At 63.8% G+C, this 26,772-nt stretch carries 26 protein-coding genes and 1 pseudogene; 10 read left to right on the top strand and 17 right to left on the bottom strand.

Annotated elements, in window-relative coordinates; genetic code table 11:
• Window positions 1–82 precede the first annotated feature (82 nt).
• Genes I6F20_RS20735 through I6F20_RS20710 form a run of 6 tightly spaced genes read right to left on the bottom strand, consistent with a single transcriptional unit; the run spans window position 83 to window position 5,959 of the window.
• Window positions 83–568 (bottom strand): nucleoside deaminase, encoded by a 486-nt coding sequence (locus I6F20_RS20735; RefSeq protein ID WP_057028617.1) that lies wholly within the window; start codon window positions 566–568, stop codon window positions 83–85.
• 11 nt (window positions 569–579) lie between these two features.
• The gene (locus tag I6F20_RS20730) at window positions 580–2,112 is read right to left on the bottom strand and encodes an ABC transporter ATP-binding protein (RefSeq protein WP_225127632.1); all 1,533 of its coding nucleotides are present in this window, start codon (window positions 2,110–2,112) and stop codon (window positions 580–582) included.
• Window positions 2,109–2,792, bottom strand: coding sequence for a biuret amidohydrolase (gene biuH, locus I6F20_RS20725; RefSeq protein WP_057028619.1), 684 nt, complete (start codon window positions 2,790–2,792; stop codon window positions 2,109–2,111). The genes I6F20_RS20730 and biuH overlap by 4 nt, the downstream gene beginning before the upstream one ends.
• A gap of 17 nt (window positions 2,793–2,809) precedes the next feature.
• On the bottom strand, window positions 2,810–3,736 hold the full coding sequence (locus I6F20_RS20720) for an ABC transporter permease (protein ID WP_036007718.1): 927 nt from the start codon (window positions 3,734–3,736) through the stop codon (window positions 2,810–2,812).
• A gap of 1 nt (window position 3,737) precedes the next feature.
• Window positions 3,738–4,850: an ABC transporter permease gene (locus I6F20_RS20715; RefSeq protein WP_225127631.1), complete on the bottom strand. Its 1,113-nt coding sequence runs from the start codon at window positions 4,848–4,850 to the stop codon at window positions 3,738–3,740.
• Window positions 4,847–5,959 carry a BMP family ABC transporter substrate-binding protein gene (locus I6F20_RS20710; RefSeq protein ID WP_225127630.1) on the bottom strand — a complete coding sequence of 371 codons (1,113 nt, stop codon included), beginning with the start codon at window positions 5,957–5,959 and terminating at the stop codon, window positions 4,847–4,849. The genes I6F20_RS20715 and I6F20_RS20710 overlap by 4 nt, the downstream gene beginning before the upstream one ends.
• Before the next feature lie 397 nt (window positions 5,960–6,356).
• Here I6F20_RS20710 and I6F20_RS20705 point away from each other — a divergent pair, with 397 nt between their 5' ends.
• Window positions 6,357–7,613 (top strand): allantoate amidohydrolase, encoded by a 1,257-nt coding sequence (locus I6F20_RS20705; RefSeq protein ID WP_225127872.1) that lies wholly within the window; start codon window positions 6,357–6,359, stop codon window positions 7,611–7,613.
• A 107-nt stretch (window positions 7,614–7,720) separates the two neighbouring features.
• Window positions 7,721–9,094: a hypothetical protein gene (locus I6F20_RS20700; RefSeq protein ID WP_225127628.1), complete on the top strand. Its 1,374-nt coding sequence runs from the start codon at window positions 7,721–7,723 to the stop codon at window positions 9,092–9,094.
• A gap of 11 nt (window positions 9,095–9,105) precedes the next feature.
• Here the strand turns inward: I6F20_RS20700 and I6F20_RS38180 are convergent.
• From I6F20_RS38180 to I6F20_RS20690, 3 genes and pseudogenes are all read right to left on the bottom strand, one after another.
• A pseudogene (locus I6F20_RS38180) lies at window positions 9,106–9,242 on the bottom strand (C4-dicarboxylate transporter DctA); the annotation flags it as partial.
• 37 nt (window positions 9,243–9,279) lie between these two features.
• Window positions 9,280–10,293, bottom strand: coding sequence for a formamidase (locus tag I6F20_RS20695; RefSeq protein WP_225127625.1), 1,014 nt, complete (start codon window positions 10,291–10,293; stop codon window positions 9,280–9,282).
• 135 nt (window positions 10,294–10,428) lie between these two features.
• The gene (locus I6F20_RS20690) at window positions 10,429–10,650 is read right to left on the bottom strand and encodes a hypothetical protein (RefSeq protein WP_225127624.1); all 222 of its coding nucleotides are present in this window, start codon (window positions 10,648–10,650) and stop codon (window positions 10,429–10,431) included.
• 351 nt (window positions 10,651–11,001) lie between these two features.
• Between I6F20_RS20690 and I6F20_RS20685 the strand changes: the two genes are divergently transcribed.
• Window positions 11,002–11,178 carry a hypothetical protein gene (locus I6F20_RS20685; protein WP_225127622.1) on the top strand — a complete coding sequence of 59 codons (177 nt, stop codon included), beginning with the start codon at window positions 11,002–11,004 and terminating at the stop codon, window positions 11,176–11,178.
• 19 nt (window positions 11,179–11,197) lie between these two features.
• Here I6F20_RS20685 and I6F20_RS20680 read toward each other — a convergent pair whose 3' ends face one another.
• The 3 genes from I6F20_RS20680 to I6F20_RS20670 form a co-directional block, all read right to left on the bottom strand.
• The gene (locus I6F20_RS20680; RefSeq protein ID WP_036007773.1) at window positions 11,198–12,577 is read right to left on the bottom strand and encodes a vWA domain-containing protein; all 1,380 of its coding nucleotides are present in this window, start codon (window positions 12,575–12,577) and stop codon (window positions 11,198–11,200) included.
• Window positions 12,578–12,582: 5 nt separating this feature from the next.
• Window positions 12,583–13,530: an AAA family ATPase gene (locus tag I6F20_RS20675; RefSeq protein WP_036007771.1), complete on the bottom strand. Its 948-nt coding sequence runs from the start codon at window positions 13,528–13,530 to the stop codon at window positions 12,583–12,585.
• Window positions 13,531–13,676: 146 nt separating this feature from the next.
• Window positions 13,677–13,877, bottom strand: coding sequence for a hypothetical protein (locus I6F20_RS20670; protein ID WP_036007702.1), 201 nt, complete (start codon window positions 13,875–13,877; stop codon window positions 13,677–13,679).
• Between the two features lie 223 nt (window positions 13,878–14,100).
• On the opposite strand from I6F20_RS20670, the gene I6F20_RS20665 reads away from it, so the two are divergent.
• Window positions 14,101–15,075, top strand: a complete 975-nt coding sequence (locus I6F20_RS20665; protein ID WP_036007700.1) for a quinone oxidoreductase family protein — start codon at window positions 14,101–14,103, stop codon at window positions 15,073–15,075.
• 164 nt (window positions 15,076–15,239) lie between these two features.
• Here the strand turns inward: I6F20_RS20665 and I6F20_RS20660 are convergent, their stop codons facing one another.
• Window positions 15,240–15,515 (bottom strand): hypothetical protein, encoded by a 276-nt coding sequence (locus I6F20_RS20660; protein WP_057028627.1) that lies wholly within the window; start codon window positions 15,513–15,515, stop codon window positions 15,240–15,242.
• Between the two features lie 100 nt (window positions 15,516–15,615).
• Window positions 15,616–16,224: a S24 family peptidase gene (locus I6F20_RS20655; protein ID WP_036045323.1), complete on the bottom strand. Its 609-nt coding sequence runs from the start codon at window positions 16,222–16,224 to the stop codon at window positions 15,616–15,618.
• A 155-nt stretch (window positions 16,225–16,379) separates the two neighbouring features.
• Here I6F20_RS20655 and I6F20_RS20650 point away from each other — a divergent pair, with 155 nt between their 5' ends.
• Together I6F20_RS20650 and I6F20_RS20645 are read left to right on the top strand one after the other, a co-directional pair.
• On the top strand, window positions 16,380–16,916 hold the full coding sequence (locus tag I6F20_RS20650) for a GcrA family cell cycle regulator (protein WP_225127620.1): 537 nt from the start codon (window positions 16,380–16,382) through the stop codon (window positions 16,914–16,916).
• Between the two features lie 45 nt (window positions 16,917–16,961).
• A complete protein-coding gene (locus I6F20_RS20645) occupies window positions 16,962–17,537 on the top strand; it encodes a hypothetical protein (RefSeq protein ID WP_225127618.1) in 576 nt (191 codons plus the stop codon).
• 45 nt (window positions 17,538–17,582) lie between these two features.
• On the opposite strand, the gene I6F20_RS20640 is transcribed toward I6F20_RS20645, so the two are convergent.
• The gene (locus I6F20_RS20640; RefSeq protein WP_225127617.1) at window positions 17,583–17,939 is read right to left on the bottom strand and encodes a hypothetical protein; all 357 of its coding nucleotides are present in this window, start codon (window positions 17,937–17,939) and stop codon (window positions 17,583–17,585) included.
• Between the two features lie 570 nt (window positions 17,940–18,509).
• Here I6F20_RS20640 and I6F20_RS20635 point away from each other — a divergent pair.
• Together I6F20_RS20635 and I6F20_RS20630 are read left to right on the top strand one after the other, a co-directional pair.
• Complete coding sequence (locus I6F20_RS20635; RefSeq protein WP_036007684.1) at window positions 18,510–18,695, top strand: hypothetical protein; 186 nt, start codon at window positions 18,510–18,512, stop codon at window positions 18,693–18,695.
• 133 nt (window positions 18,696–18,828) lie between these two features.
• Complete coding sequence (locus tag I6F20_RS20630; RefSeq protein ID WP_225127616.1) at window positions 18,829–19,170, top strand: phasin; 342 nt, start codon at window positions 18,829–18,831, stop codon at window positions 19,168–19,170.
• 279 nt (window positions 19,171–19,449) lie between these two features.
• Here the strand turns inward: I6F20_RS20630 and I6F20_RS20625 are convergent, their stop codons facing one another.
• Window positions 19,450–19,767, bottom strand: a complete 318-nt coding sequence (locus I6F20_RS20625) for a c-type cytochrome (protein ID WP_036007678.1) — start codon at window positions 19,765–19,767, stop codon at window positions 19,450–19,452.
• Window positions 19,768–20,298: 531 nt separating this feature from the next.
• On the bottom strand, window positions 20,299–22,095 hold the full coding sequence (locus I6F20_RS20620) for a ShlB/FhaC/HecB family hemolysin secretion/activation protein (protein WP_225127615.1): 1,797 nt from the start codon (window positions 22,093–22,095) through the stop codon (window positions 20,299–20,301).
• A gap of 131 nt (window positions 22,096–22,226) precedes the next feature.
• Between I6F20_RS20620 and I6F20_RS20615 the strand changes: the two genes are divergently transcribed.
• Both I6F20_RS20615 and I6F20_RS20610 read left to right on the top strand, forming a co-directional pair.
• A complete protein-coding gene (locus I6F20_RS20615; protein ID WP_225127614.1) occupies window positions 22,227–23,468 on the top strand; it encodes a FecR domain-containing protein in 1,242 nt (413 codons plus the stop codon).
• Between the two features lie 47 nt (window positions 23,469–23,515).
• Window positions 23,516–26,257, top strand: coding sequence for an EAL domain-containing protein (locus I6F20_RS20610; protein WP_225127613.1), 2,742 nt, complete (start codon window positions 23,516–23,518; stop codon window positions 26,255–26,257).
• Window positions 26,258–26,772 lie beyond the last annotated feature (515 nt).

Below are 26,772 nucleotides of genomic sequence, written 5' to 3'. Positions count from 1 at the left end.
TCGTCCATCGCGGGGAGCGCAGCGGCCGCAATGGCTGCCTCAATGCGGCACTCCACGGTGTCGTCCCCTTTGGGATGTGCTGCTACTTCGTCCAAACGCCGTCGTGCAGCGCTTCGGCTTCGTCTTCGAGCAGTGGGCCGACGACCTCCGTCGGCCGCTGGCCGCTGGCAAAGACCTCGCGGCATGGCAGGTTGAGCGTCGGATTGTCCGGATGGTTGCCGGTGATGCCGCGCAGGCGATGCTCGCTGAGGCCATAGACGACACGGCCGATACCGGCCCAGTAGATCGCGCCGGCACACATCGCGCAGGGTTCGGCTGAGGAATAGAGCGTGGCCTTCGCCAGCACCTCGCGATCGAGCGTACGGCAGGCCCGGGTGGCTGCGAGCCGCTCGGCATGCGCGGTGCCGTCGTGATCCGGCATGTAGCCGTTCTCAGTCTCGATCAGCACCTTGCCGCTGGCATCGACGACGATGCAGCCGAAGGGGTGGTTGCCATGGGTGAGGGAACGGCGGGCGACCGCGAAGGACAGACGCAGCAAGTGCTCGTCGCGCCCGGATGCGTCGTCCATCGATCCTCCGTTCAGTGTCCTGCCATGTGGCGGCCGACCACCGTGAGATCGGCTTCGCTGGTCCGCGCTTCATACACGAATTCGCCGTGGAACATCACCACCAGCCGATCTGACAGTTCGAGCAGCTCGTCGAGGTCCTCGCTGACGAGCAGGACGGCGGCGCCGCGGTTGCGCGCGGCCATGATCTCGGCATGGATCTGCGCCACCGCCGCGAAATCGAGGCCGAAGCAGGGATTGGCCGCGATCAGCACCTCGACGTCGCCGCCGAGCTCGCGGGCCAGCACCGCGCGCTGCACGTTGCCGCCCGACAGCGCCGAGATCGGCGTGTCAGGCGTGCGGGTCTTGATCTTGTACCGGGCAATCTTCGTCCTCGCGTCGTCGCGAAAGGCGCTGGGATTGAGCCACCAGCCGCCACTTGCAAAGGGTGCGCGGTCGAATTCTCGGAAGGCGATGTTGTCGGCGACGCTCATGCCGCCTACGCAGGCGTTCTTCAGCGGCTCCTCGGGCAGCAGCGACATCCTATGCCGCCGCATCTCCTCGCGGCTTGCGTGATAGGGATCGCCGGCGACGCGCACCTCCCCGCTTTCGGCCTCGCGCTGGCCGGCCAGCACCTCGACGAGCTGGCGCTGGCCATTCCCGGAAACGCCGGCGATGCCGACGATCTCGCCGGCGCGGACGGTGAGCGAGACATCGTGCACGGCAACGGCGCCGGCATCGTCCAGCGCGCGGAGCTTTTGCAGCTCCAGCCTGGCCTGACCGGCTTCGCCGGTGCGCGGCGGCTGCACCGTCAACTCCTCGGCACCGATCATGGTGCGGGCCATCGCGTCCGGCGTCAGCTCGGAAACCTTGCCGGCTCCAGCGAGCTTGCCGCGGCGCAGGATGGTGACGTCATCGGCAAACGCCATGACCTCGCGGAACTTGTGCGTGATCATCAGGATGGTCAGCTCGCCCTCCACAACCATGTCGCGGAGCATGCCGAGCACCTCGTCGGCTTCCGCCGGGGTCAGCACCGAGGTCGGCTCGTCCAGGATCAGGAAGCGCCGCTTCAGATAGAGCTGCTTGAGGATCTCGCACTTCTGCCGTTCGCCGGCAGAGATGTCGGAGACCTTTGCGGAGAGCGGTACCTTGAAAGGCATGCGGCCCAAGAACGCCTCCAGCTCCTTCATCTCGTTCGGCCAGTTCACCACGGCTGGCACGTCGTCGCGCGCCAGCACGAGATTTTCGGCAACGGTCATCGCCGGCACCAGCGTAAAATGCTGATAGACCATGCCGAGGCCGAGCGCGTGGGCATCCTTCGGGTTGGCGATCGCCTGCTCGCGGCCGCCGACGAGAATGTCGCCTTCGGTCGCGTGGTAATAGCCCATGATGCATTTGACGAGGGTGGATTTGCCGGCGCCATTCTCGCCGAGCAGCGCATGGAACGAGCCCGGCCGCACCTTCAGCTCGACATTGTCCAGCGCCAGGAAGTCGCCGAAGCGCATGGTCATGGCGATGGCATCGACGCCGAAGGCGCCCGATGGCGGCGGCGTTTCGCCGATGATCACGAAATTGCTCCGATGAAGGCATCAGAGGTCGAGACTGCGCCGAACACGCCGCCCTGCATCTTGATCATCTTCAGCGCGTGGTCGTGGTTGCTCTTGTCGGTCGCGCCGCAGCAATCGTGCAGCAGGACGCATTCGAAGCCGCGGTCGTTGGCCTCGCGCATCGTGGTGTGGACGCAGACGTCGGTCGTGATCCCGGTCAACACGATGTTCTCGATGCCGCGCACGCGCAGGATCAGCTCCAGATCGGTGGCGCAGAACGAGCCCTTGCCGGGCTTGTCGATGATCGGCTCGCCCGGTAGCGGCGCGAGTTCTTCGATGATGTCCCAGCCGGGCTCGCCGCGCACCAGGATGCGTCCGCACGGGCCGGGATCGCCGATGCCGGCGCCGATCTGGCGCGAGCGCCAGCGCTTGTTGGCGGGCAGGTCGGAGAGATCGGGGCGGTGGCCCTCGCGGGTATGGATGATATGGAAGCCTTGCTTGCGCATCACTGCGAGCAGCCGCTTGATCGGCTCGATCGGTGCCCGTGTCAGCGAGAGGTCGTAGCCCATCTTGTCGACATAGCCGCCGACGCCGCAGAAATCGGTCTGCATGTCGATGATGATCAGCGCGGTGTTCTCGGGGCGGAGATCACCATTGTAGGGCCAGGCATAGGGCTCGGACTTGATGTAGCGCTCGGGCATGGACGACCTCGTGCGTGTTACCGTGTGATCGAGAGTTCGGCGGGCGCGCCGGTCAGCGTCCGCTTCGGCGAGCAGGTGATGATCATGATCGCCAGCGTCAGGATGTAGGGCGCGGCGTTGAATAGGTGATAGCCAGAGGTGACGCCGACCGATTGCAACGCCGGACCCAGCGCCGCCGCGCCGCCGAAGGCGAGCGAGGCCCACAGGCAGAGCAGGGGATCCCAGCGCGCGAAGATCACGAGCGCCACGGCGGTGATGCCCTGGCCCGAGGAAAGGCCCTCGTTCCAGCTTCCGGGGTAGAACAGGGACAGAAACGAGCCGCCGATGCCCGCGAGGAAACCACCGGCCATGGTGGCGCGCAGGCGGATCAGCAGCACGGAATGGCCCATCGCGCGTGCGGCATCCGCGCTCTCGCCGGCGGTGCGGATGAGCAAGCCCCAGCGGGTGGTGCGGAAGGCCCAATAGAGGATTGGCGCCAGCGCCACGCCGATCAGGAACAGCACGTTGATGCGCAGCGCTGCCTGGACTTGCGGGATGTCGCTCCACCAGCCGAAGTCGACGGCGGGCAGCCGCGGCGCTGTCGGCTCGATCAGCGGCTTGCCGAGATAGAACGCAAGGCCAGTGCCGAACAGCATCAAGGCGATGCCCACGGCAACGTCGTTGACGCGCGGCAGCGAGCAGATGCCGGCATGCAGCGCACCCAGCAGCGCGCCGGTGATGCCGGCGGCAAGCACGCCGAGCCACGGAGAGCCGGTGAGATAGGAGATGCCATAGGCGCTCATCGCGCCCATCACCAGCGTGCCTTCGAGGCCGAGATTGATGCGGCCCGCGCGCTCGGTGATGCATTCGCCCAGGCTCACGAACAGGAAGGGGGTGGAGACGCGAATGGCGCCGCCGAGGACGGCGAGCGGGACGGTCCAGAGGCCGATCGATCCGTCTGCCATCTCAGGATTTTCCCTTCAGGAATCCGATGCGGCCGTAGAGCGCATCGCTGGCGAGAACGAAGACGAAGATGATGCCCTGCAGCACCAGCACGGACGCATCGGGCAGCCCCAGGCGGCGTTGCAGCAGGCCGCCGCTGGCGCTGATGCCGCCGAGCAGGATCGCGACGGGAATGATGGCGAGCGGATTCTGCCGCGCCAGAAAGGCGACGAGAATGCCGGTGAAGCCGTAGCCGGCGGCGAGGTTGGCGTTGGTGCGTCCCTGCACGGCGGCGACCTCGACCATGCCGGCGAGGCCAGCCGCGCCGCCGGCAAGGAAGCAGACGGTCAGGATCAGCTTGTCGACGCCGAGACCGACGATCTTCGCAGCACGGATGTTGCCGCCCGCCACGCGCGCGGCGAAGCCGAACACGGTGTGATAGATCAGGATGTAAGAGGCGATCGCGGCGATCAGGCCGAACACGAGGCCCCAATGCACGTCGGTGCCGGGAATGGAGCCGATCATGTTGGCGGCGCCGATCTCGCGGGTGGACGGCTTGTTGAGGCTGGCGGGATCGCGCATCAGCCCCTCGACGAGATGGTTGAGGATCGCGAGCGCAATGTAGACGAGCAGCAGGCTCGAGATGGTCTCGTTGACGCCGCGATATTGCCGCAAGCCACCCGCGAGCATGATCCCCAGCCCGCCGCCGATCACGCCGGCGCAGACCATGGCGATCTGGACGACGAGCGGCGGCATGCCCTGAAGCGCGAGTGCGGCGCTGGTTGCCGACAACGCGCCGATCAGCAGCGCGCCTTCGCCACCGATGATGACCATGCCGAGCTGCGCCGGCAGCGCGGTACAGAGTGCGGTGAGGATCAGGGGCGCTGCGCGCGTCAGCGTGTTCTGCCAGGAGAACCAGGTGCCGAACGCGCCGTAATACATGTAGAAATAGAGATCGAGCGGATTCTTGCCGAACATCGCGACGAAGATGCCGAACACCGCGAGCGCGCCGACCAGCGCCGCGCCCGGGATCAGGACATATTCGATCGTGCCGCCGTGACGCTGGAGGAAACCGGGATCGGCGGCCGGGGCGACTGTCCCGACCGCGTCCGTGGAATCCGCCGCTTCCGTCGTCACGAAGTGGCTCCGAGCACGCCCTCGACCAGGTAGTCCATCTTCTCCAGTTCAGGATCCTTCTGGCCGCGGTCGGTACCGGCAGGGATCACCGTCTTGCCCTTGTTGTCGACCAGCCCACCCTTGAAGATGGCGAAGCCTTCTGCCGACAGGAATTTTGCCTTGGCCGCGTCGGCCGCCTTGCGCGCTTCGGCCGAGACCGCTTCGCCATAGGGCGAGGTCTTGACGATCTCTTCCTTCAGGCCGCCGCGGTAGAAATTCGGGATGCCTTCGCCGGAGGCGATCATCTTGACGAACTTCGGATAGAGCGCTTCCCAGTTCCACTCCGCGCCGGTGAGATAGGCCTTGGGTGCCAGCGCCGACTGGTTGGTGTGATAGCCGCAGACGAAGGCGCCGCGTCGCGCCGCGTTCTCGACCATGGTCTTGGGCCCATCGACGTGGCAGGTGAGCACGTCCACGCCCTGATCGATCAGGCTGTTGGTGGCTTCGGCCTCCTTGACCGGCATCGACCAGTCGCCGGTGAAGATCACCTGCGTGGTGGCCTTTGGATTGACGGACTTGGCGCCAAGCGTGAAGGCGTTGATGTTGCGCAGCACTTGAGGGATCGGCTTGGCCGCGACAAAGCCGAGCTTGCTGCTCTTCGATGTCAGGCCGGCGACGATGCCGGAGATGTACTGAGCCTCGTCGATATAGCCGAAATAGCTGCCGGCGTTCTTGGGGTCCTTCTCGCTCCAGAGGCCGCCGCAATGCTCGAAGCGGAGCTTCGGGTACTTGTTGGCCATCTTGATCATGTGCGGATTGTAGTACCCGAACGAGGTCGGGAAGAGCAGGGTGGCGCCGTCGAGATTGATCATGGACTCGATCGTCTTCTCGACCGCGTCGGTCTCCGGCACCTTCTCCTCCTCGACCACCTTGAGGCCGGGAATCTTCTTCAGCGCCGCCGCGCCCTGCGCGTGCGCCTGGTTGTAGCCGTAGTCGTCGCGCGAGCCGACATAGATGAAGCCGATGGTGGTCTCGGCCGCGAAAGCCGGGTGGAGGCCCGCTGCCGCGCCGAGGGTGAGGGCCGCGCCGCCCTGCAACACATGACGTCGTGAAATCCTGCCAGAATCCATTGCTCGCTCCCCTTGGCGGATGCCCCGCCTTGATCTCACGGCTGCGCCGGCTTGGCGGAGCCGGGATCAGATGTCGCAAGCTTCGTGCCAGAGACTATGAAGCGTGCAGTTATTTATAAGTACTTGAATTAAATATCGAATGATGTGCGTTCTGAACTTGGCGAGGAAAGTGGCAGTCTAATTTATAGGCAATATAAAGGTATTGTATGCAGAGGAGTTGAGCAGCCAGAACCTGCTCGCGCATGTGCATGGCCCGCGTCGGACGGTCGGCCGGCAAGGCGCATTCATGCTAACCACGCGCTGACTGAGACGGCGCCGGAGGATGTCCGCTGGCACCGAACTTGTATCGATTGTCGTCAGGACCGCGGTGTCCTCAGAAGATGGAAAGCTCGCCGAGATGGGCGCTGGTACCGTTCACGATGCATCGCTCGGCAATGAGATCGTTCGCCGGATCAACGAGCTCGGCGCGATTTCGGAAGAGCCCGAGAAGCTCACCCGCATCTTCCTCAGCAAGGAGCTGCGCAAGGCCGCGGACCTCATTATGGAGTGGATGCGCGAGGCCGGCATGAGCGCCCATCTCGATGCCATCGGCAATGTCTGCGGACGGTACGAAGGCGACCGGCCGGACATGCCCTGCCTGATGCTCGGCTCGCATTACGACACCGTGCGCGATGCCGGCAAATGGGATGGACCGCTGGGTGTGATCACGGCGATCTCTTGCGTCGCCGATCTCAACCGCCGCGGCAAGCGCCTGCCATTTGCGATCGAGGTGATCGGCTTTGCCGACGAGGAGGGGGTGCGGTTCGCTTCGACCTTGCTCGGCAGCCGTGCGGTGGCCGGCACCTTCGATCAGAGCGTGCTGAATACGCGCGACCGCGACGGCGTGTCGATGCGCGAGGCGCTCGTGCAGTTCGGCCTCGACCCCGACCATATCGGTGCGGCCGCGCGCGCGCGGCGCGAGCTGCTTGCCTATCTCGAATTGCACATCGAGCAGGGGCCGGTGCTGGAAGCGCAGAACCTGCCCGTGGGCGTCGTCACCGCCATTGCCGGGGCCACGCGCCTTGCGGCCCGGCTCTCCGGTATGGCCGGTCATGCCGGCACCGTGCCGATGGCGCTGCGCCGAGATGCGCTCGCCGGCGCGGCCGAATGCATCAATGCGATCGAGCAATTTTGCCGCACCGACGAGGGCGGCCTCGTCGGCACCGTGGGCTACATCCAGGCGAGGCCCGGCGCGACCAACGTCATTCCGGGTGAGGTATCCTTCACGATCGACATGCGCGCACCGACCGACATGCATCGCAAGCGCGCGGTGGCCGATGTCGTCCGCCAGATCGAGGCGATCGCCAAGCGGCGACAGCTGGCGCTTCAGCTCGACGTTACCCACGAGAACCGCACCGCGCCCTGCGCGCCCTGGCTCAAGCAGCAGATCGCGCAAGCGATCGAAGCCGAAGGCTTCTCCGTGTTCGAGCTGCCGAGCGGGGCAGGGCACGACGGCATGGCGATGATCGACATTGCCGATGTCGGCATGATCTTCGTCCGCTGCCGCGGCGGCATCAGCCATCACCCGGACGAGCATGTCGCGCTTGCCGATGCCGATGCCGGAGCGCGTGTGCTGCTGCGGGTGATCGAGAATTTCGGGCCGCGCAAGGCCTAGGCGAGCGTCACGAACCCGCAAGTCACCGGGTAGAGATACGAATCAGTCATGTTTAAGATGGTGGCCATCATCACGAGGGTCACGAGACAATCAGCCGATTGACGGACATGAACAGCGACATCTCTTTTCCATCACATCGTGAAAACCGGTTCTATCAGGGGATGGCTGCGACCTTCGTCGCCAACGCCCTTCAGGCGGTCAATTTCCTCGGTGATCGATTCCTGAGACAATCGCATCATTCGTTGTCGGCGATCGAGGACCTCTATCGGCACTCGATGGACAGCGCCTTTTCGGTGACCGAGGCCTTCCTCGTCACCGGCGCACCGCACGCCTCGGCCTATTACCCCCGCGACTTCGCCTGGTTCTATCCCGACGTTCTCGATCCTGAAACCATCATGGATGCGCAGGACGCCGTGCGACGGGTCCGTCTGCTCGAGAAGAGCGTGCGCCTGCTGCTGGAGGCCGTTCGCGCCGACGTGGTCACCACGACCATCGTACCGGCCGGGCGCGGCCGGTATCTCGGCGTGAACTATTTTTCGCGACCCTCGGATACGCTGCTCGGCATTCTCGCCGGTCTGCAGCAGATGATCTCTGCCGAGGAGAGGGCGTCGTCTTACCTTGCGATGTCGCAATGCGCGCACGCCGGCCGCTTGTTGCTGGCCGAATATGGCGGAGACCTGAAGCGCGCGATCCTGAAGCTTGCGAGCGAGCTGGAGTCCTTCGACGCTGACGGCACCAGATATTTGCTGTGCGACGCCAACGGCCCGCGCTCCGCGGCGACGGATACCCGCGCCGAGCGCCGGCGTTTCGTCACCAATGCCTGCGTTTACACGACCTTCGTGTGGGGCGTGCAGCTCGGGATCGTCGGCGAGAACGAGCTGAAGCGGCTGCTCGGGCGCGACCTTGCGCAGCACAAGAGGGATCTGCTCCGCCTCTTCGGCAAGAACGGCTACATCAGGCATTCCCTGGACGGCCCGGCGAGCTCACCGGCATCGTCGGTCGCATTGGATTTCGTCAGCGTGCATCGGGGCTTCTGGGATATGAGCGAGGCGAGCGAGCGCGCGCTGTTCGCGGCCACGACGGATCTGATCATCGCCGAGCCACGGTTTCGCATTCCGAGCACGTTCCACTTCCTGGTTTCGGCGGACAACCCGCGGACCAAGATGATCCACAAGATTGCAGCTCCCGCATATCAGGGGCGTTCCTCCTGGCCGACGTTCAACGTCGAATTTGCCGACCGCATGCTGGATTACGATGAGTTCTCGGGTGGCGATACCTATCGGGCCTGCGCGCAAGGAATCCTGAAGGACATTCGCGCCGCGACCGAACTCCACGGCGGCTATCAGGAGCTGATTTCGGAGCAGGGTCTGAAGTATCGCACCTGGGCCTATAAGGGTGCCGTGGCCCACTCGTGGTTTCCGCGCTTTCTGTCGGTCTGGAGGAGGGCCTACGGCACGCCACTCCTCCAGTGGAACGATTGATCGCCGAACCTCTATCCCGCCGTCACGTCGACCACCTCGCCGCCCTCCAGCACCTTGGCCGCCTTGGCCGGTCGAGATCGCCTTCCCAGGCCGCGACCGCGACGGTTGCGACGCAATTGCCGACGAGGTTGCCGAGCGCGCAGGCCACGGTGCCAGATTGTCGCGGTTTCACCGGAGAAACCAGGTTATTCCGCCGCCTTCGCCGTCTTGCCGAACATCCGCGTCGGGGCCGGGAAGCCGCACGAGGTGCCGTCGGTGACCTTGACCTGATTTTCCCACGGCAATCGGAAGGTGCCGGCGACCATGTCCTGCATGAAGGTGTAGGGGCAGTCCATCGCGCCGCCCTTCACCGCGACATAGCCGCGGTGCCAGAGCTGGTAGATGTTGTTTTCGACGCCCCAGTTGATGCGGGCTTCGCGCACGAGATCCGGCCGGACCTCTGCGGTGATGATCTCGTCGGCACGGCCGGTCGTACCATGCGCCAGGACCGTGCCGTCGAAATTGACGATCATGCCTTCGCCCATGGAATCGAACGAGCCGTCCGAGCCGCACATGCAGACATTTGCGGTGATCATCAGATTCTGAAACGAATTGGCCTGGTTGGTGAAGCGCCAGGCTTCGCGGATCGGCGCGGTGTAGCCGGCGGTGCGGATCATGATCTCCGCGCCTTTGTAGGCGCATTCCCGTGCCATCTCCGGGAACATGCCGTCATGGCAGATGATCAGCGCGATCTTCGCGCCCTTCGGTCCCTCGATCACGGGAATGCCGATGTCGCCGGGCTCCCACGGCTCGACCGGAATCCAGGGATGAAGTTTGCGATAGTAGAGCTTGATCTCGCCGTGATCGTCGATGATCAGGCCCGAGTTGTAGGGACTGCCATGCGGGTTGAACTCCATGATGGAGAAGCAGCCCCAGATCTTGTTATCGACACAGGCCTGCTTGAAGGCCGCAACCTCCGGTCCGTCAAGCCGACACATGATCTCCGGATTGGTGTCCATCGACAGGCCGTGCAGCGAGTATTCGGGGAAGACCACCAGATCCATGGTGGAGAGATTGCGGCGGGCCTTGCCGACCATCCAGACGATGCGCTCGGTCTGCCTGGCGAGATCGGCCGCGCTCACCACGCTAGGCAGCTGCAGCTGCACAAGTCCGATAACCACACCGTTGGGGGATTTGTTCAGCCCGCCAAGCCCGTTCATGATCAGCTCCCTTGCCTGTCTGGCGCAGCGTCGTCGCGCGCCAGATCTTGTCGCAAGAAGCAAATCCGATTTCGATGAAGAGCTAAAGGTTATTTTTCAGGCGATGGCGCAGTTACGCGGCAGCAGGCGATCTCGTCACGCCACGAGATCGAGCAGCCGGCATGAGCCGCGCACCAGCACCTTGCGTCCTGTGGATGTTATCGCAGGCACGCCGTCATTCATGACAACGAGGCCGAGCTTGGCGAGGCTTTCGACGAGATAGGCCTTCGCGAGGCGACCGTTCGACACCGGGTTGCGAAGCGCCTTTAGCGCTTCCCACTGGTCGGTCGATAGATCAAGGTCGAAATCGTTGCTCATGGTGCCTCAGCCGATCGTCCGGTTCGCGTGCCCCTGTTAGCGGCGCCGCATGAAGACCATGCGACGACAATGAGTCGGGAATTCGGTCAGCTGTTTAGAACATCTCTTCACAAATTGCGGCACTTCGTTGCGCCACAAGAGTTAACGTCGTTAGTGCACGACTACCGTCACGTTCTCCGATCACTAATTGATGATCCGCACTTGATGTTGCGATGCGAGCTGCCGCAGTGCACGGCAAGCATCACTGTCCTATTTGGCGTCGCGATATGCCCAGAAATGATGAGGCGGGAGATTGAGGACTCTGTTACCTTGGCCTGCGGGGAATGGCTTCACACGGCCGGAGTGGAGTGCATGAACAGGCTGGTGGAAATTCGCAGTCAGGAATTCCTTTGCCGAGAGCGCGCGGCGCTCGATTCGAAGCGCCGGCCGTTCTGGCTGGCGCAGGCAGAAGAATGGGAGCAGCGCGCGCTCGACGAAATCGCGCGTCACTTTCGGGAATGCAATCAGGTCGAGCTGAACGCCGCCTGACGGAGGCGGCTGTTATTGCTTATTGATAAGTCGCCACAATATCGGAAACAGCGCGTTCGAGCTGTTGCGCGGTGGCGCATTGGCGCACGACGCTGCAAAAGGTTGCGTAGCGCGGCATCTCGGAATCGCCAAAGCCCCAGGCGAGCCGCCCCTCGGGATTGAGCCAGACCAACCGCTTCGAACGCTCGGAGATCCGGCGCAAAATGTCGGCGCGTGGGTCGAGATTGTTGCTGCGGGCATCGCCGAGCACGATCACCGTGGTCTGCGGCGTCAGCGCGCTCATGAACTCCTTCTCGAAATCGACCAACGAGGCGCCGTAATCCGACGAGCCGAAACCGACCTTGGACATGATCTCGGACATCGCCTCCTCCGGCGACTTCGTCTCCAGGATCTCGCTGACCTCGATCAGGTGCGAAGAGAACGCGAAGGAGCGGACGTCGTCGACCACCTCGTGCAGCGAGTGGATCAGCAGCAGGAAGAAGTCCGAGACTTGCGCAACGGAGCCCGAGACGTCGCACAGCGCGACGATCTTCGGCCTGTCGCGATGCTTGCGCTTCCATGCCGTGAGGAAGGGCACGCCGCCCCAGGCTGCGTTGCGGCGGAGCGTGCGGCGAACGTCGAGATGGCCGCGGCGCTGGCGCTTGCGCGGCTTGGAATAGCGCTCGCGCAGCCGGCGTGCGATCTGGCGGATGAGGGCACGCATCTCGGCGACCTGGCGCCGCTCGATGCGGGCAAGCGGCGCGTTGCGCAGGATCTCGTTGCGGAGGTTCTCGGCCTCCTCGCGGGCATAGAGTGCGAGCCCTTGCGAGACCGTATCGCGCACGGCTTCGCGCAAGGCGTCGAGCGCGGCGCGCAGTCGCTCGGCCAGCGACGGGTTGGTCGCGGTCAGCTGGTCGAGATCGTCGCGCAGGCGCTGGAGGCCCATGGCGTCGAGGATGCGGCTGGAGAATATGCCGCGCTGGGTGGAGTAGCGGATGTCGGACAGGGAGGCCGCGCCGGAGGCGCTGGCAATCGCGGCAGCGATCGCGTTGCGATCCTGCGACAATAGCATCTGCGCCAAGGGACCCAGGCCCTGGGAAGGCTGACCTTCGCCCGCCTCGCTCGCCGAGCCGGCGGAGGGCGGCTGATCCTCGCCTTGCGCAGCATCGTCTTCGCCGGCAGCCTCAGGCTGCTCCTGTCGCGGCTCCGGCTGGCTGAAGAACAGATCAAAGCAGTCGCCGAGCGCGAGCTTCTCGTCCTGCGACTTGGCGAGCGTCAGCAGCAGCGCATCGCGTAGCACGGCGCGGTCGGAGATGCCGACCTGCGCGACGGCGCGCATCGCATCGATGCTTTCGGCCGGCGAGACGTGAACGCCAGCCCCGCGTGCCGCCCGAAAGAAGCGATGGAGATTTTCGCGCATCGGCGTCAACCGAAGACGTTGGACCGGGCCGCCTTGGCAATGAAGGTCGTCACCTGCGGCGTCGCGGCCTCGATGTCGGCTTCGTATTTCAGGAGCACGTTGAGCGTGTCCTTGACGATCTCAGTATCGAGTTCGGAAGCCTGGAGCAGCACCAGCACACGCGCCCAGTCGATGGTCTCGCTGACCGAGGGCAGCTTCTTCAGGTCGAGCGAGCGGATCTCGTGGATGAAGCCGACCATCTGCCGCCGCAGCGTCTGCGAGATGCCGGGCACGCGGCTTTCGACGATGCGCTCCTCGAGCCGCTGCTCGGGAAAGCCGATATGCAGATGCAGGCAGCGTCGCTTCAGGGCATCGCCGAGGTCGCGCTCGCTGTTGGAGGTGAGGATCACCGTTGGCGGTGTGATCGCCGAAACGGTTCCGAGCTCGGGGATCGTGACCTGGAAGTCGGACAGGATTTCCAGCAGCAGCGATTCGAATTCGGCGTCCGACTTGTCGATCTCGTCGATCAGGAGCACGCAGCCGCCCGGCTGCTCAAGCGCCTGGAGCAGCGGCCGCGGCTCGACGAATTCCTTGGAGAAGAACACGTCGCCGAAATCGTGGAGCTGGTCGAGCGCGGCATGCAGCGTCTGCGCGCCGCCGAGAACCTCGCCGAGCTTGTCCTTGAGGATCTGCGTGTAGAGAAGCTGCTTGGCGTATTTCCACTCGTAGAGCGCCTTGGCCTCGTCGAGGCCCTCATAGCATTGCAGGCGAATCATCTTCATGCCGCGCCAAGCCGCGATCGCCTTGGCGAGCTCGGTCTTGCCGACGCCCGCGGGGCCCTCGACCAGGATCGGCTTCTCGATCTGCTGCGACAAATAGACGGCAGTCGCGATCTGCCGGCTCGCGATGTAGCCCTGCGCGGCGAGGCCGCTCTCCACTGCCTCGATCGAGGTCGAGGCCTTCTGATCAGCCACGAAAGCCGCTCCCAAAGGTCTTGCGTGAGGCTTGTTCTGCCTGCGTTCCAGGCAAAGGACAAGCCACGTTTGGGAGACATCTGACCCGCGTGAACGGCGTTTTTTCCGCTAAGCGCAAATAGTTAAGCGCTTCGCTGTTGGCGCGATCAGTGCCGCAGCAGCTCCGGCTTGCGGATCGTCTGCCTGAGCTCGGCGCCGCAATCGGCGCATTCATAGACGAAGTCGATCTTGGCTAGGCTCCAATGCGGCTCGACCTCGCGCACATACATCGGCAGGAACCCCATACAGGTAGGGCAATTCACTGGCGCGATTTCGACGTCCTGATGATGCTGAACGTAAGCTGGCATCTCGGCTCTCCTTCGCAGGCGACCATCAAACCCCGCGCAAGGCTACTGCGGGTCGCCGCGGGGCCCTCATCAACTCTTTCGAACGGAGGCGGAACGGCGGCTGTTTGTGGTTCGCTGTGACATTCTTGTTACGGCTTCTATACTGTAACGGGCGGACCAAATGCCTATTTCACAGGCCGATCCGGTGTTCGAACTTTCATTTCAACGATAAAGGAGCACGCCCATGACGCATGCCATTCGCTTTCACAAAACCGGCGGTCCGGAAGTCCTGGTCTGGGAGGAGGTCAGCGTCGGCAAACCTGGGCCCGGCGAGGCGCGCATCCGCCACACCGCGGTCGGCCTCAATTTCGTCGACATCTATAACCGTTCCGGCCTCTATCCGGCGCAACTGCCGAGCGGGCTCGGCAGCGAGGCGGCTGGCGTCGTCGAAGAGGTCGGGCCTGGCGTCAGCGATCTGAAGCCGGGCGATCGCGTCGCTTATGGCGCCTCGCCGCTCGGGGCGTATGCGGAGGCGCGGTTGATCCCCGCCGACCGGCTGTTGAAATTGCCCGACGGCGTCGACGACAAGACGGCGGCGGCGATGATGCTCAAGGGGCTCACCACGCAATATCTGATCCGCCAGACCTATCGGGTGAAAGCCGGCGATACCATCCTGCTGCATGCGGCCGCCGGCGGTGTCGGCCTGATCTTGAGCCAGTGGGCCAAGCATCTCGGCGCGACCGTGATCGGCACCGTCAGCAACGACGAGAAGGCGAAGCTCGCCAAGGCGCATGGCTGCGACCATGTCATCATCTATACAAGGGAAGATTTCGTGAAGCGGGTCGACGAGATCACCGGCGGCAAGAAAGTGCCAGTGGTTTACGACTCCGTCGGCAAGGACACGTTCCTGAAATCGCTGGATTGCCTCGCCCCGCTCGGCGTCGCCGCGCTGTTCGGCCAGTCCTCCGGCGCGGTGGAGCCGCTTAATCTTGGCCTGCTCGCCCAGAAGGGCTCGCTCTACGTCACGCGTCCGACGCTGTTTACCTACGCCGCCAAGCGCGAAAATCTGGTGGCGATGGCGAATGAGCTGTTCGACGTCGTCAAGTCCGGCGCGGTCAAGATCGAGGTGCACCAGACCTACCCGCTGAAGGACGCCGCCAAGGCGCATGCCGATCTTGCGGCACGCAAGACCACGGGATCGACCGTTCTCCTGGTGTAATGCCCAACGGGACGGTGGCGCGAGCTCTAAAGCGCGATGCGATTAGGATGAATCGTCACGTCATCGCGCTTTACGCTGTTGATTGATCATGATCGTTTCGGAAAACCGCTGCACACTTTGCGCTAACGCGGCCCTTCAGGTCCGGATCATGCTCTAGGCCTGCGTCACGTCCTCTCGTGCTTGCGCAGATCGCGGACGTGATCGAGGCGGATTGCCTGGAGATCGACGTCCTCGGGCTCGATCCGTGGGAGGGCCGCCTCGGCCAGGATGGCCGCGGTGACATCTTCGACCGAGTTCTCCACGATCTCGTGGATGAACGAGACGTTCCGATACTCACCCGAGGCGAGGCGGGAAATGACCTCGCGCCGGGTGATTTCGGGATCGACGACCGCCTCGCGGCCCCGCCGTCCGTAATCGATCATCACGACGAAGTATTGCATGAAACGACCCTGCCGCGCCCCATGGTCGGGACGCGGCAGATTATTTCCGAAAATCGGAACTATGTCAAGTGTGATTTCTATTAATCAGAAGCGGCGGCTCTCATTTGCCCTTCTTGCGCGGCCGCGCCGACTTCGCACGCAGCCGCTCAAGCTGTCCCTTGGGCATGGACAGGCAGATCTCCCCGACCCAGTCAAGCTTGACGCCGACGATCGGCTTGGCATTGAAGCTCGTGAGGTTGACCACTGAGGGAGATTTGCCCCGCTCGATGGTCTTCAGATAGCGCTCGCCGGTCTTGAGGCGGACCACTGCCTCTTCGCCGTAGAAGCTCGACAGCGGGTGGCGCTGGTCCTTGTAGACGACGATCACGTCGCCGCTTTCGTATTTGGGCAGCATCGAATCGCCCACGATCTCGAATGCGATCGTCTCTTCCATGATCGGGAAGGGCAACGCGACGTCGCCGAGACCTTCCGGCGGAACCTGTTCGTAGTCCGGCTCGATCACGGCGCCGGCTCCGACGCGCCCCATGATCGGCGCGAGATTGAGCTCGAGATATTCCATGATCGGAATGATCTCCGAGGCCTTCACCAGGCGCTCGCCGCCGAGAATCTCCGAGACCGCGCCGGGCCGCACGCCCATGGCCGCAGCCAGGCCGCCCTTGCTCTTGCCCGTCTTCTCCAGGCCCCGCTCGATCATTGCTACGTCCAACATGGTGATTCCCTCGATTGCGCACCGTCTCGCCTCTTGTAATCCGAAATTCGGAATTGATGCAATTATGAATATCAGAAATACGGCTTGACTCTATATTCGGAATAACGGAATGTGCGTTTCGCCTCCCGGGTGGAGGCGCATCACAGGACAGCAGCATGGAACCGGGCCATTGGCCGTCGGAGCACTCCGACGCGCTTCGCGACTATTTTCACAAAGGCATGTCTTATGCGGAGATCGGAAGACAGATAAACGCAAGGTTTGGAACGGCTTATACGCGCAGCGCGGTGGTCGGCCGCGCCAAGCGGCTCCGGCTCATCGTGCCGCAATGGATGACGAGCCCGGCGCTCGCGCCGCCCTTGCCTGGTGAACCAAGCCTGCTTTCGCCGCGCCGGGTGGCGTGGCCGAGCCTCAATCTGCCGCCGAAGTCCGCCATGAAGCCTGCGGCGCGGGTGAAGTTGCGCTGTGTCGGCATCCAGCCGCGCCTGATCCAATTGGTCGAGCTCGAGCCGGCCGACTGCCGCTATCCTTATGGCGGCGACAAGGACGGTGAGGAGATCACCTTCTGCGGCCACCCGCGCCAGCCGGGCTCGAGCTATTGCGCGCCGCATGGCCGTCTGTCGCGCCGTTCCGAGGCTGCGTCGGCGGCCCGTGCCGCAGGCCCGGTCGTGCTGAAGCTGGTCTCGGCGCTCTGACGGTGCCGCCCTCCGTTCAACTCTCAGTCTTGCAAGGAGATCCGAGTGGCTCATGCCCGACGCAACAAGTCCTACAAATTGGCGCAGATCTACGACCGGCGGTCGCGGGAGGTGCCGTTCAACGCCGAGATCGCGGAGGTGGAGGTCGACAATCCGCTCGCGCTCGATTCCGGCGAGAAGATCCTGGCGATCCGGTCGGTCCGCGGCGATCCGCTTGGCCGGCTGCACGCGCACCATCAGATCGACGAGGCGCAGTACCGCGGCGGCCGCGCCTTCCAGAACGATTGGGAGCGGGCGGAGCGCGGCCCGCAGGCGGTGGATACGACGCGCGAATATGTCGATGGGACGGGCACGCGTGAGGTCGTCACCGAAAGCCAGCGCCAGGCGGTGCTGCGGCTCAACAGGATCGAACGAGAGCTCGGCACCGACGGCGCCGCGCTGGTGCACGACGTGCTGGTGCTGGGTCTGACCATGGATCAGGTTGGGCAGCGTCGTGCCGTCCGCACGCAACGCTGGAACGATTACTTCGCGCGGCGTTTTCGCGAATGCCTGGACCGGCTGGCGCTGATCTACGGTTTCGCGACGGAGACGGGAACGGCGCGCGGGGGCCGACGTGGATGATTGCGGAGCGTCGGCGGTCTCGGCCGCCGGCGTCCCGCCCATTGCTTACGGGTGAGGGACGATCTGGTAGGGCGTGGTGTAGGGCTCGACGCGCAGCGAGGCATGGGCCAGCAGCCCGATCTTGGCTGTCGGTGCCTGCTGTAATTCGCCGTTGGGGCCACGATGCACGTTGTATTGCCAAACGGTGAGATCGCCCTTCTGTGCCAGCGCGTGCGCAACGGCGCTCGCATCATTGCCGCCGAGCGCCTGAAGCTCCTGCGTCGACAGTCCGACGACGATTTCGTCCTTGACGGTGACGATCTTGAACAGGTTCATCTTGGTCTCCTGCGCCCATGCGCCGTGTGTCGAGAGGGTGAGAAGCGCGATTGCGGCGCCCTTGATGAGATCGCAGCGAGAAAGCATGCCGTCGTCCTTTTGGTGCTGAGGCGCGCCCAAATCGAAGAGTTTTCAGCCATGGCGCCCGTGTCTGCGTGGCCGTGCCGCAATGGCTTGGTCGCTCGCGCGTGGACGGCGGTTCACGGTGGACCGGCCGCCAGATCGACTTTCACGCGCCTAATGCAACCGCCGGGACGGATTCAACAAATGCGTGTATCTTGCTGAAGAATCGCCAATTCGTGCGCGCTAACGTGCATTTAACATCGGAAACACGACGAAACCCCGTGTTGATTGACAGCAAGAGGGGCTGTGCGCGTGATTGATGACGCTTCTTGACGCAGGTGGGTGACGGCGATCGATATTCCTGTTATCCGGAAAACGCTGTGGCGCGATGCAGACCAAGCATCGCTATACCCACGGTTGGGCTTGCCGGATGGGTTGTTGCTTGGCATAGTTGCAACCAGATGGAAGCCGTCGTTTGGACGCGGTTCAGCCTGCAACCCGGCGGGTCCCTTCGGCCGAACGTTCGTCGCCATAGTTCTGTTGCGGCGTTCGGTTCTCGAGCGGATCACGACCGATGCTTGTCATAGGTGCGAGATGAAAAACCTCAATTTCGCGGCTGAGCTGCATCTCAAGCTCGGTGTGCCTGCAGGCAGCACCGTGGAAAGTCTGCGCCTGCTCCGGGCCTTCCTGAAGCTCGCGCCGCGACAGCGCTTCGAGGTGATCAAGCTGGTCGAAGATCTCGCCACCGACGAAGCTCTTCCCGAGCACCCCTTATCCTAGAGCCCGGCCGCGCGCCCATCCTGCCCATTTTCCTGCCAGAGCAGGCTCCCCGGCATCGTTCGCCGGAGCGCTGGCGGCTGGATGGCGGTCAGGCAAATGTGGTATTCAGACGGAAAAAGGGAGGAGCGAGACCATGATCGAACCGAAAATCGAAGTTCCGGCTGAACTGCGTGATTTGGCCGAGAAGACCATCGACCAGGCCGAAAAGGCCTTCGGCATGTTCTTTGAAGCGGCGACCAAATCGATGTCGTCCGTTCCGGGGGCGGGGACAGAGGTGTCGAAGCAGGCGTTGGCTTTCACGGAGCAGAACATGAAGTCGGCCTTCGAGCATGCGCGCAAGCTGGTGCATGCCACCGACCTCCAGGAGGCGATGCGAATCCAATCCGATTTCCTCCGCAGTCAGTTCACCAGCGCCGGAGATCACATGCGTCAGATGACCGGCAGTCTCATGCCACCCGGCAAGGGCAAGTCCTGATTTTCGGTCTGTGTACAGCGTGCCCACAAATTGATCTTGTATGACTTGAAGATCCGCGCTTCGATACCGGTGCAGGTCCATGATGGGCCACCGAATGATCTCATTCGCCGTCTGTCATCCTTTCTGCTGATCCCTGCCGGTCCACCGGCAGGGATTTGCATTTGCAGCCTTCGTGCAGCCCGGCGTGACCATCCGGGATGAAGCTCAGACTATTGCTGATTTCGGAAAAGCGCGCCGCTCGGTTTGCGCGAGCGCGGCCTTCGGCGGCCGATCAGGCATCTAACGCAGCGATGCGATGTAGGCCGCGATATCGCCGGCTTCGGTTCGGCTCAGGGGAAAATTCGGCATCTTCGGGTGCGGATCGAGCAGGAAGAATGCGAGCCTCTCCGCACTGAAATCCGGCCTACGCGCGACGGACGCAAAGGAAGGGACGTCGGCGCTCGCCTGAGCCTGTCCGTTCGCCACGACATGGCAGCTCGCGCACCAGCGCCTGGCGAGTTCGGCGCCGTGACCGGCATCAGCACCGAGAGCGGACGACGAGCCGAAGCCAGAGACGAGGCCAAGCAGCAGGAAAATCCGTCTCACATGTCGGAGCATAGGGCAATCTTTCTGCATTCGCTTGCGGCTGCCGCGCTCATCCGCAGCAGGATCCTGGAAATTGCGAGAGATCGATGCGAGCGACGATCGAGCGCAGCAGCCTGCGGGTCGAACGATAGAGATGCCGCATGAATGCCGGCACTCTCGCCGCGGGCAGGCCCTTCGGAACAAGGCTTTTCGTACCAAGACTTCCGGTATAGTGCGACACGTGTCTCTCCGACAGCATGTGGTTTCTTACCGTGCCGTGTCGGAGCCGCCTTGATCTGCCGCAAAGCGTCCCGGCCAATAGTCGCCCGGGTTCATGATCATTGGGCTCTTCGTATCCGCAGGCGTGAACGCGCTGCTGGCGCTGTCACGCAGGAAGCGGTCGAGCGTCTCCTCACGATGAGGCTCATCAGCGTCTGTGCCCGTGGAAACTCCGGCCGCGCACTCCGGCCTCATTCTGAGGAGCCCGCCTCAAGCGGGAGTCTCGAAGGATGGCCGCGGGGAAAAGCTGTCAGGATGCGACATCCCGCCCGAAGGACCGGGCGGCTAGAGACAGCTCGCCCGGCCGCGATCGGGGCAGAGCCGGAACGCGCTCGACAGCGTGAAAAGAAAGCGTGGGCTGCGACGCTCGTTGTCCGGCGCCCGGTAGCTTAAGGGGACGGCGACGCCGAAATCGGCCTGGAGGTCGTCCGGCAGGAAGAAGCGCACACCGGCTCCGGCCGATGTCAGCGACAGCCCGTCGCTCAGGCGATAACCGTGGTTCCAGACTGCGCCAGCGTCGCCAAAGGCGTAGAGCTGGTAGCCGGTCCAGTAGCGGAAATTGAGCTTCTGGTCGAAGCGCAGCTCGAGCGAGCCGGCAAGGCCGTTGTCGCCGCTGATCTCGGCTGCGCCATAGCCACGGCCGAAGGCCGCGCCGCCGAGATAGAATTGTTGCGAAGTGAACAGCGGGCGCGACGCCGTCTGGCTCGCGGCAGCGAGCTTGAGCGACCAGACATCGTTGAGTGTCTGGTAGCGCGTGAACCAGAGGTTCAGGACCGAGAAGTTCGAGGAGGCTCCGTCGCGTGACAACAGATCGTCCTCGAAATGTGAGGCGCCAAAAACGTCGAGCCCCTGACGATAGGTCAGAGTCGCGAAATTGGTTCCGCCAAAAGGATCCAATAGCCGGTAGTCGGCGGTCAGGCTCGCCGTCCTGATGTGATCGTTGTACCAGGGCCCGTAAAGATCATGCTCGGACACATTGCTGAAGGTCGTGGCGGCGGTCAGCGTGAGCGTGGAGGATTGCGACTGCAACGGGACCATGCTGGCACGCAGCTCGAACGCGTGGGTCGTGGTGATGTCGCTATCGAGCCGACGCATATCGCCCGGCCTTACCGCGCTGTACAGCACGGAAGCACCCAGGCGGACACCGTCGACGCCGACGGGCGCATCGTACGACAGCCGTGCGAAGCCGAGTTGGCGGGGGTCGTTGGCAATGGTCGACAGGTTGACCGCCAATGCATCGCCGGGCGTGAGGTAAGAGTTGAACGCGCCGGTGGCGTAGGTTTGCCAGGGACCGACCGACGAGGATCCGAGATTGTCGAGGCCGAACGAGGAGAAGACGTGCCAGGTTTTCAAGTAGATGGTCAGGCGGAAGCGGCCCGTCGTACCGCCGATCTCCTCCAGCGCAGTGTCGGTGATCCGGACGCCCGGCCTGCCATTGATCAGGAAGAGCTGGCGTTCGAGCGTTGCCAGTCGCGAAGGATGTTCGGTCAGAACCGGCGCCAGCATCGGCCTTATGCCGAACCGCTCTGCACCGTCGCCCTTCAGCTCGGCCTGCACGATCGCACCTTCCAGGACCTGAATCCGGACACGGCCGTCGGCGATGTCTTGTGGTGGCACGATGGCGCGGCTCAGATGAAAGCCAGCTTCGCGGTAGAGGTCGCTGATGGCGCCTGCGATCGCGGCCAGATCCGCCTGCGAGACCTTCCGGCCGAGATAAGGCTGGTAGACAGCGGCGATGCGATCAGGGGAAACCGCATGGGCGCCGCCGACGCTGACGCCGCGCAGCACGAATTGCGGCTTGGTATCGCCGCCCGTCGTGGGCTGTCCGACGCTCGGCAACCGGACCGGCGGCCGGCCGAGCGATTCCTGCTCGGTCTGGTTATCAAAATATTTCTCGGGCTGGCGCGGATCGAAGCCCGGCTGGTTCGCCTGTTGAGCGAGTGCCGCTGGAGTCGCCGCGAAAATTACTGCCGCCGATACCAATGCGGTAAGGAGATGCCGCTTCTCACCGCGCGCGTCGACTTTGTCTCCGTAGTTCGACGGAGGATCTGCCACGGGGCGGTAAGGGTTCGTTAGCCGCATGATTTTTCATAGGTTTTTATGGTCAACGATTGGTTAATCCGGCCGCTCCGCTGGCCGCTTTCCGATAATCCTATCTTGAGTGATTTCGGATACCCCTCAGGCTTGGCTGTAAACGCGGGCTGAGGATCATCATGTTCGGCAGAGTTGGAGTGCGGCGCGCCCTCGCGGCGGCGCTGATCCTGGGAACGGCTTCCAGCGCATTCGCGGCGGACGACGGTGTGTGGTCCGTCAGCAAATCCTCGGGCGAGGTCTGGCTTGCCACGAGCGGCGCCCAGCAAGTGTCGTTGACGTCAGAAGGAACGCTGAAACCTGGCGATACCATTCGCACCGGTCGCAACGGGCGCGTACTCCTCGTCCGCGGCGAGGAAACGATCCTGATCTCTCCCAATTCGGTGGTGGGCCTGCCGGCCGAGAAGAAGGACGGCCTGTCGACCACCATCATCCAGCAGGCGGGTTCGATCCTGCTCGAGGTCGAGAAGCGCAACGTCAAGCATTTCGAGGTCGAGACGCCCTATCTCGCCGCCGTGGTCAAGGGAACGCAGTTCAGCGTCACGGTCGGTGCCGGCAGCACCAAGGTCGGCGTGCTGCTCGGCCAGGTCGAAGTCTCCGATTTCAAGACGGGACAGATTGCGCAAGTGATGCCCGGACAAGCGGCCACCGTGTTCGAACACGGCAAGCCCGGTCTCAGCCTCAGCGGTGCTGGGACGCTCAATCCGATCGAGCAGGGCAAGCCCCGTGCACCCACGATCGAGCGTGTCCCAGTGCCGAAGTCGGGCCTGTCGGCGCCGCGCCATGCGGCCAATGGCCATGCCATCCATGCGCTCGGCCCAGTCGACAAGGGAAGCAAGGCGGCCGGCGCACCCAAGGCCTCGGGGCAGGCGGCCGGGGGGCATGCCCCCAAGGCAGGAGCCGTGCGCATTTCGGCCGCGCTGGGAGAGGTCAAGCTGAACGTCCACAAGGCGACGCGCGGCCTTGCGCACGGCGGCGTTCCGCCGGGGCAGGCACGTAACGCGAATGCCAGGGGCGACAGTCAGACGGTCTGGAACGATGGCCAGACGAGCCCGGCTGCATCCAACGGTGCGGCAAGCAGCGGTGCCGCCAGCGCGAACGCCACGATCGCCGCAACGACGGCCGGCGCATCCAGCGATGCCCCGCGAGCAAACAACGGAAAGGACGGTGGCAACGGTAATTCGGGTAACAACAACGGCAATGGCGGCAACAGCGGCAACGGCGGCAATCAAAACAATAGCGGTAACGGCGGCAGCAACGGTCACGGTAACAGCAGCCATGCCGACAACGGCGCCACCGGCAATGGCAGAGGCAACAACGGCCACGGCCACGGAAATGGCAGCAATGGGCACGGCAGACGCTGAACTCTAGGTGGACGCGTCCGTCGGGGCGGGTGTGGGGGGAGGCTCGGGTGAAACGCTATCGGCCGCATATTCTTGTCGTGATCGCGCTCGCGGTGGTGTTGTCCACGGGCTGGCACGCTGCGCTTCGCAATGCGCTCACCGATCTTCGATTCAAGTGGCAAACGCGTGCGGCCACCGGCGACATCGTCGTGGTCGGTATCGATGCGCCGTCGATCGACCAGATCGGGGTGTGGCCCTGGCCGCGGCGTCTGCATGCCGAAATGCTGCAAAGGCTGGAAGCGGCAGGCGCGCAGGAGGTTGCCTTCGATGTCGATTTCAGCACGCCGTCGGATCCCGCCTCCGACGCGGCCTTCGCCAAGGCATTGCGAGACGCCGGCGGTTCGACGATCCTGCCATCCTTCAAGCAGCCGACACCGAGGGGCGGCCCGGCCCACGTCAACCGGCCGCTGAAGGCGTTCAGCAACCAGTCGTGGCCGGCTCTCGTCAATGTCGCAATCGAATCCGACGGGCTGGTTCGCCGCTATCCGTTCGGCGAGAAGCTCGGCGACGCTTTCATGCCTTCGATGGCCGTCGTGCTGGCGGGCCAGGACGCCAATCGGCGACCGCCCTTTCTGATCGATTTCAGCATTCGCGCGCCCTCCATTCCCGCCGTCTCCTATGTCGACGTGCTGCGTGGCGATCGCGCCACGCTCGACAAGCTGAAAGGCAAGAAGGTCATCATTGGCGCCACGGCGCTCGAGCTCGGCGACCGTTTCAGCGTTCCCAACGGCAGTATCATCTCGGGGCCAGTCCTCCAGGCGCTCGCCGCTGAATCGATCCTTCAGAACCGGACCCTGCGCTGGACCTCCGATGTCGGCATGGTGGTCGGACTGGGCGCAATCTGCCTGCTGATGCTGTATTCGTGGCGCCGTATCGCGCCAGGACTTCGCGTCGCAATCCTGATCGCAGCCGGGGCGGTGGTCGAGCTGGCTGCAATCCTTGTGCAGGCAAGATGGCCCCTGGTCATCGATACGTCGCTGTTCCACATCGCCATCGTCGCTTACCTGACCGCGATTGCGCTCGACGAAATCGACTTCCGCAGCCTGCTCGGACGCATCGCCGAGAGCCGCTTTCATCGCATCGCGATGTCGCTCGGCGACGGGCTGGTCTGCACCGACGAGGATCACCGCATCACGGTCTGGAATCCCGGCGCCAGCGCGATCTTCGGCTACATGCCGGCCGAGATCATCGGCCGCCCGTTCGAAACGCTGTGCGCTTTGCCGGCACACGCCGGTGCAAGACCGTCCATGCACGACGCCGCGCGCCAGGCGCTCCTGGTTCCGGGCGGCGCCGTCGTCGTCGAGTTCGAAGGCCGGCGCAAGAACGGCGAAACCTTCCCGGTCGAGGCGAGCTTTTCGGGCTGGCAGGGAACGGACGGCTTTCAATATGGTGCCATCCTGCGCGATATCTCCGTGCGCAAACGTGAAGCCGAACGCATTCGATATCTCGCCGAACATGACGCGCTGACGGGGCTGGCCAACCGGAACATGCTGCATGTGGGCCTGACCGATCTGATCGCCGCGGCGGAGCGACGGTCTTCGAGCGTCGCGTTGCTCGTGCTCGGGCTCGACGGCTTCCAAGAGATCAATAACATGCTAGGGCACTCCGCCGGCGATCTGGTGCTGCGCGCGGTCGCCGAGCGGCTCCGGAGCGAAGTCGGTGGGAAGGCGATCGTCGCCCGGCTCAGCGGGGACGAATTTGCCATCGCGATCGATTGCGCAGAGATCACCGAGCCGGTCGCGGCGGTGACCGAGCGAATCGCGCGCGCGTTCGAAGCCCCTCTCGCAACCGGCACGCGCCAGCACCGGGTCAAGATCAGCGTTGGCGTCGCCGTCTATCCTGAAGGCGGGAGCAACGCCGATGACCTCCTGAGCAACGGCCATCTAGCGCTGACGAAAGCCAAGGCGACCAGGCGCGGCGGCCACGTCGTATTCGAAGCCGCGATCCGGCAGGAGCTCGAGAACCGCTTGAGGCTGGAGGGCGAGCTGGCGCTTGCCGCCGACCGCAGCGAATTCGAGCTGTTCTACCAGCCGCAAGTTCGTCTGATCGACGGCAGCCTGGTCGGGGCCGAGGCGCTGATCCGCTGGCGGCATCCGGTGCGCGGCTACGTCTCGCCGGCCGAATTCATGCCTGTTGTCAACACCTCTGCGCTGTCGGAGCGGATCGCGAACTGGGTGATGGAGACCGCCTGCCGCCAGGCGCGAGCCTGGGAATTGTCGGGCAGCGATGTGCGCGTCGCGATCAACCTCTCGCCCTCGCAGCTTCAGTCCGGCGACCTCGCGCATTCCGTTGCAGCACTGCTCGAAGAGACCGGGCTGACGCCGTCGCTGCTCGAGATCGAAGTCACCGAAGACATCCTGCTGCATGACGAGCGCCGCGTGCTCGAAATGTTCAAGCGAATTCAGGAGCTCGGCGTCCGGATCCTGTTCGATGATTTCGGCACCGGTTATGCGAGCCTGAGCTATCTCAAGAAATTTCCGCTCGACGGTCTCAAGATCGACCGGTCGTTCGTCTTTGGTCTTTTGTCGAATTCCGACGACGCCGCCATCGTCGGCTCGACCATCGGCCTCAGCAAGCAGCTCGGTCTCACCGTCGTGGCCGAAGGCATCGAGAACCGCGCAACCGCCGACTTCCTGGTCAGCATGGGATGCGAGGAAGGGCAGGGCTATTTCTTCGGCCGTCCGATGCCCGCCGAGGCGTTTGAGAGACAGTTCCTGGCGGCTGAACTCCAGACTGTCAGCGCCGCCTGAGCGAGCGGCTTTGGCCTGCGCGTTGACACCAGCACTCCGAATGGAGGCTCGTTGTTTTGGCGAGCACCGTCGCGCGGGTCAACATCCGGTATTCAGCGTCCAGTGACGGTGCCCCCACATTCCTTGCTTCCCGCGAGTTCGCATCGCGATCTGAGCTCGGAAATGCGCCACGGGGATTGGCCTCGCATGGTCTGCTTTCGAAAGCTGAGCGGGAGGCCTCTTGAAGTTGCGCAGGGCAGCTTTTGACCCAAAGCGGACCTCAAGGGGCTATATGGGATCATCCTCACATGGAAATGACCAGTAAGGGCGGCTCTCGAGATTTGCGGGCCCAAGCCGATGCACCTCGCCCGCCAAGCAGGCGTGACAGGGACGGCGGCACATCCAAAGGATCCGGACAAGAACCTTGAAGTAGCGCAAAAATTTTTGCAGGTCCTCTTGACTAGAAATCCGCGTATTCCTAGGTCGTTTGCCGCCCGGGGGCCGGTTCCGGACCCGGATTTTGGACATCGCTGAAC

Source organism: Bradyrhizobium sp. IC3123 (genome assembly GCF_020193625.1).
In the GTDB taxonomy this organism is placed as follows: Bacteria; Pseudomonadota; Alphaproteobacteria; order Rhizobiales; family Xanthobacteraceae; genus Bradyrhizobium; species Bradyrhizobium yuanmingense.
This window is presented reverse-complemented; position numbering and strand designations above follow the sequence as displayed.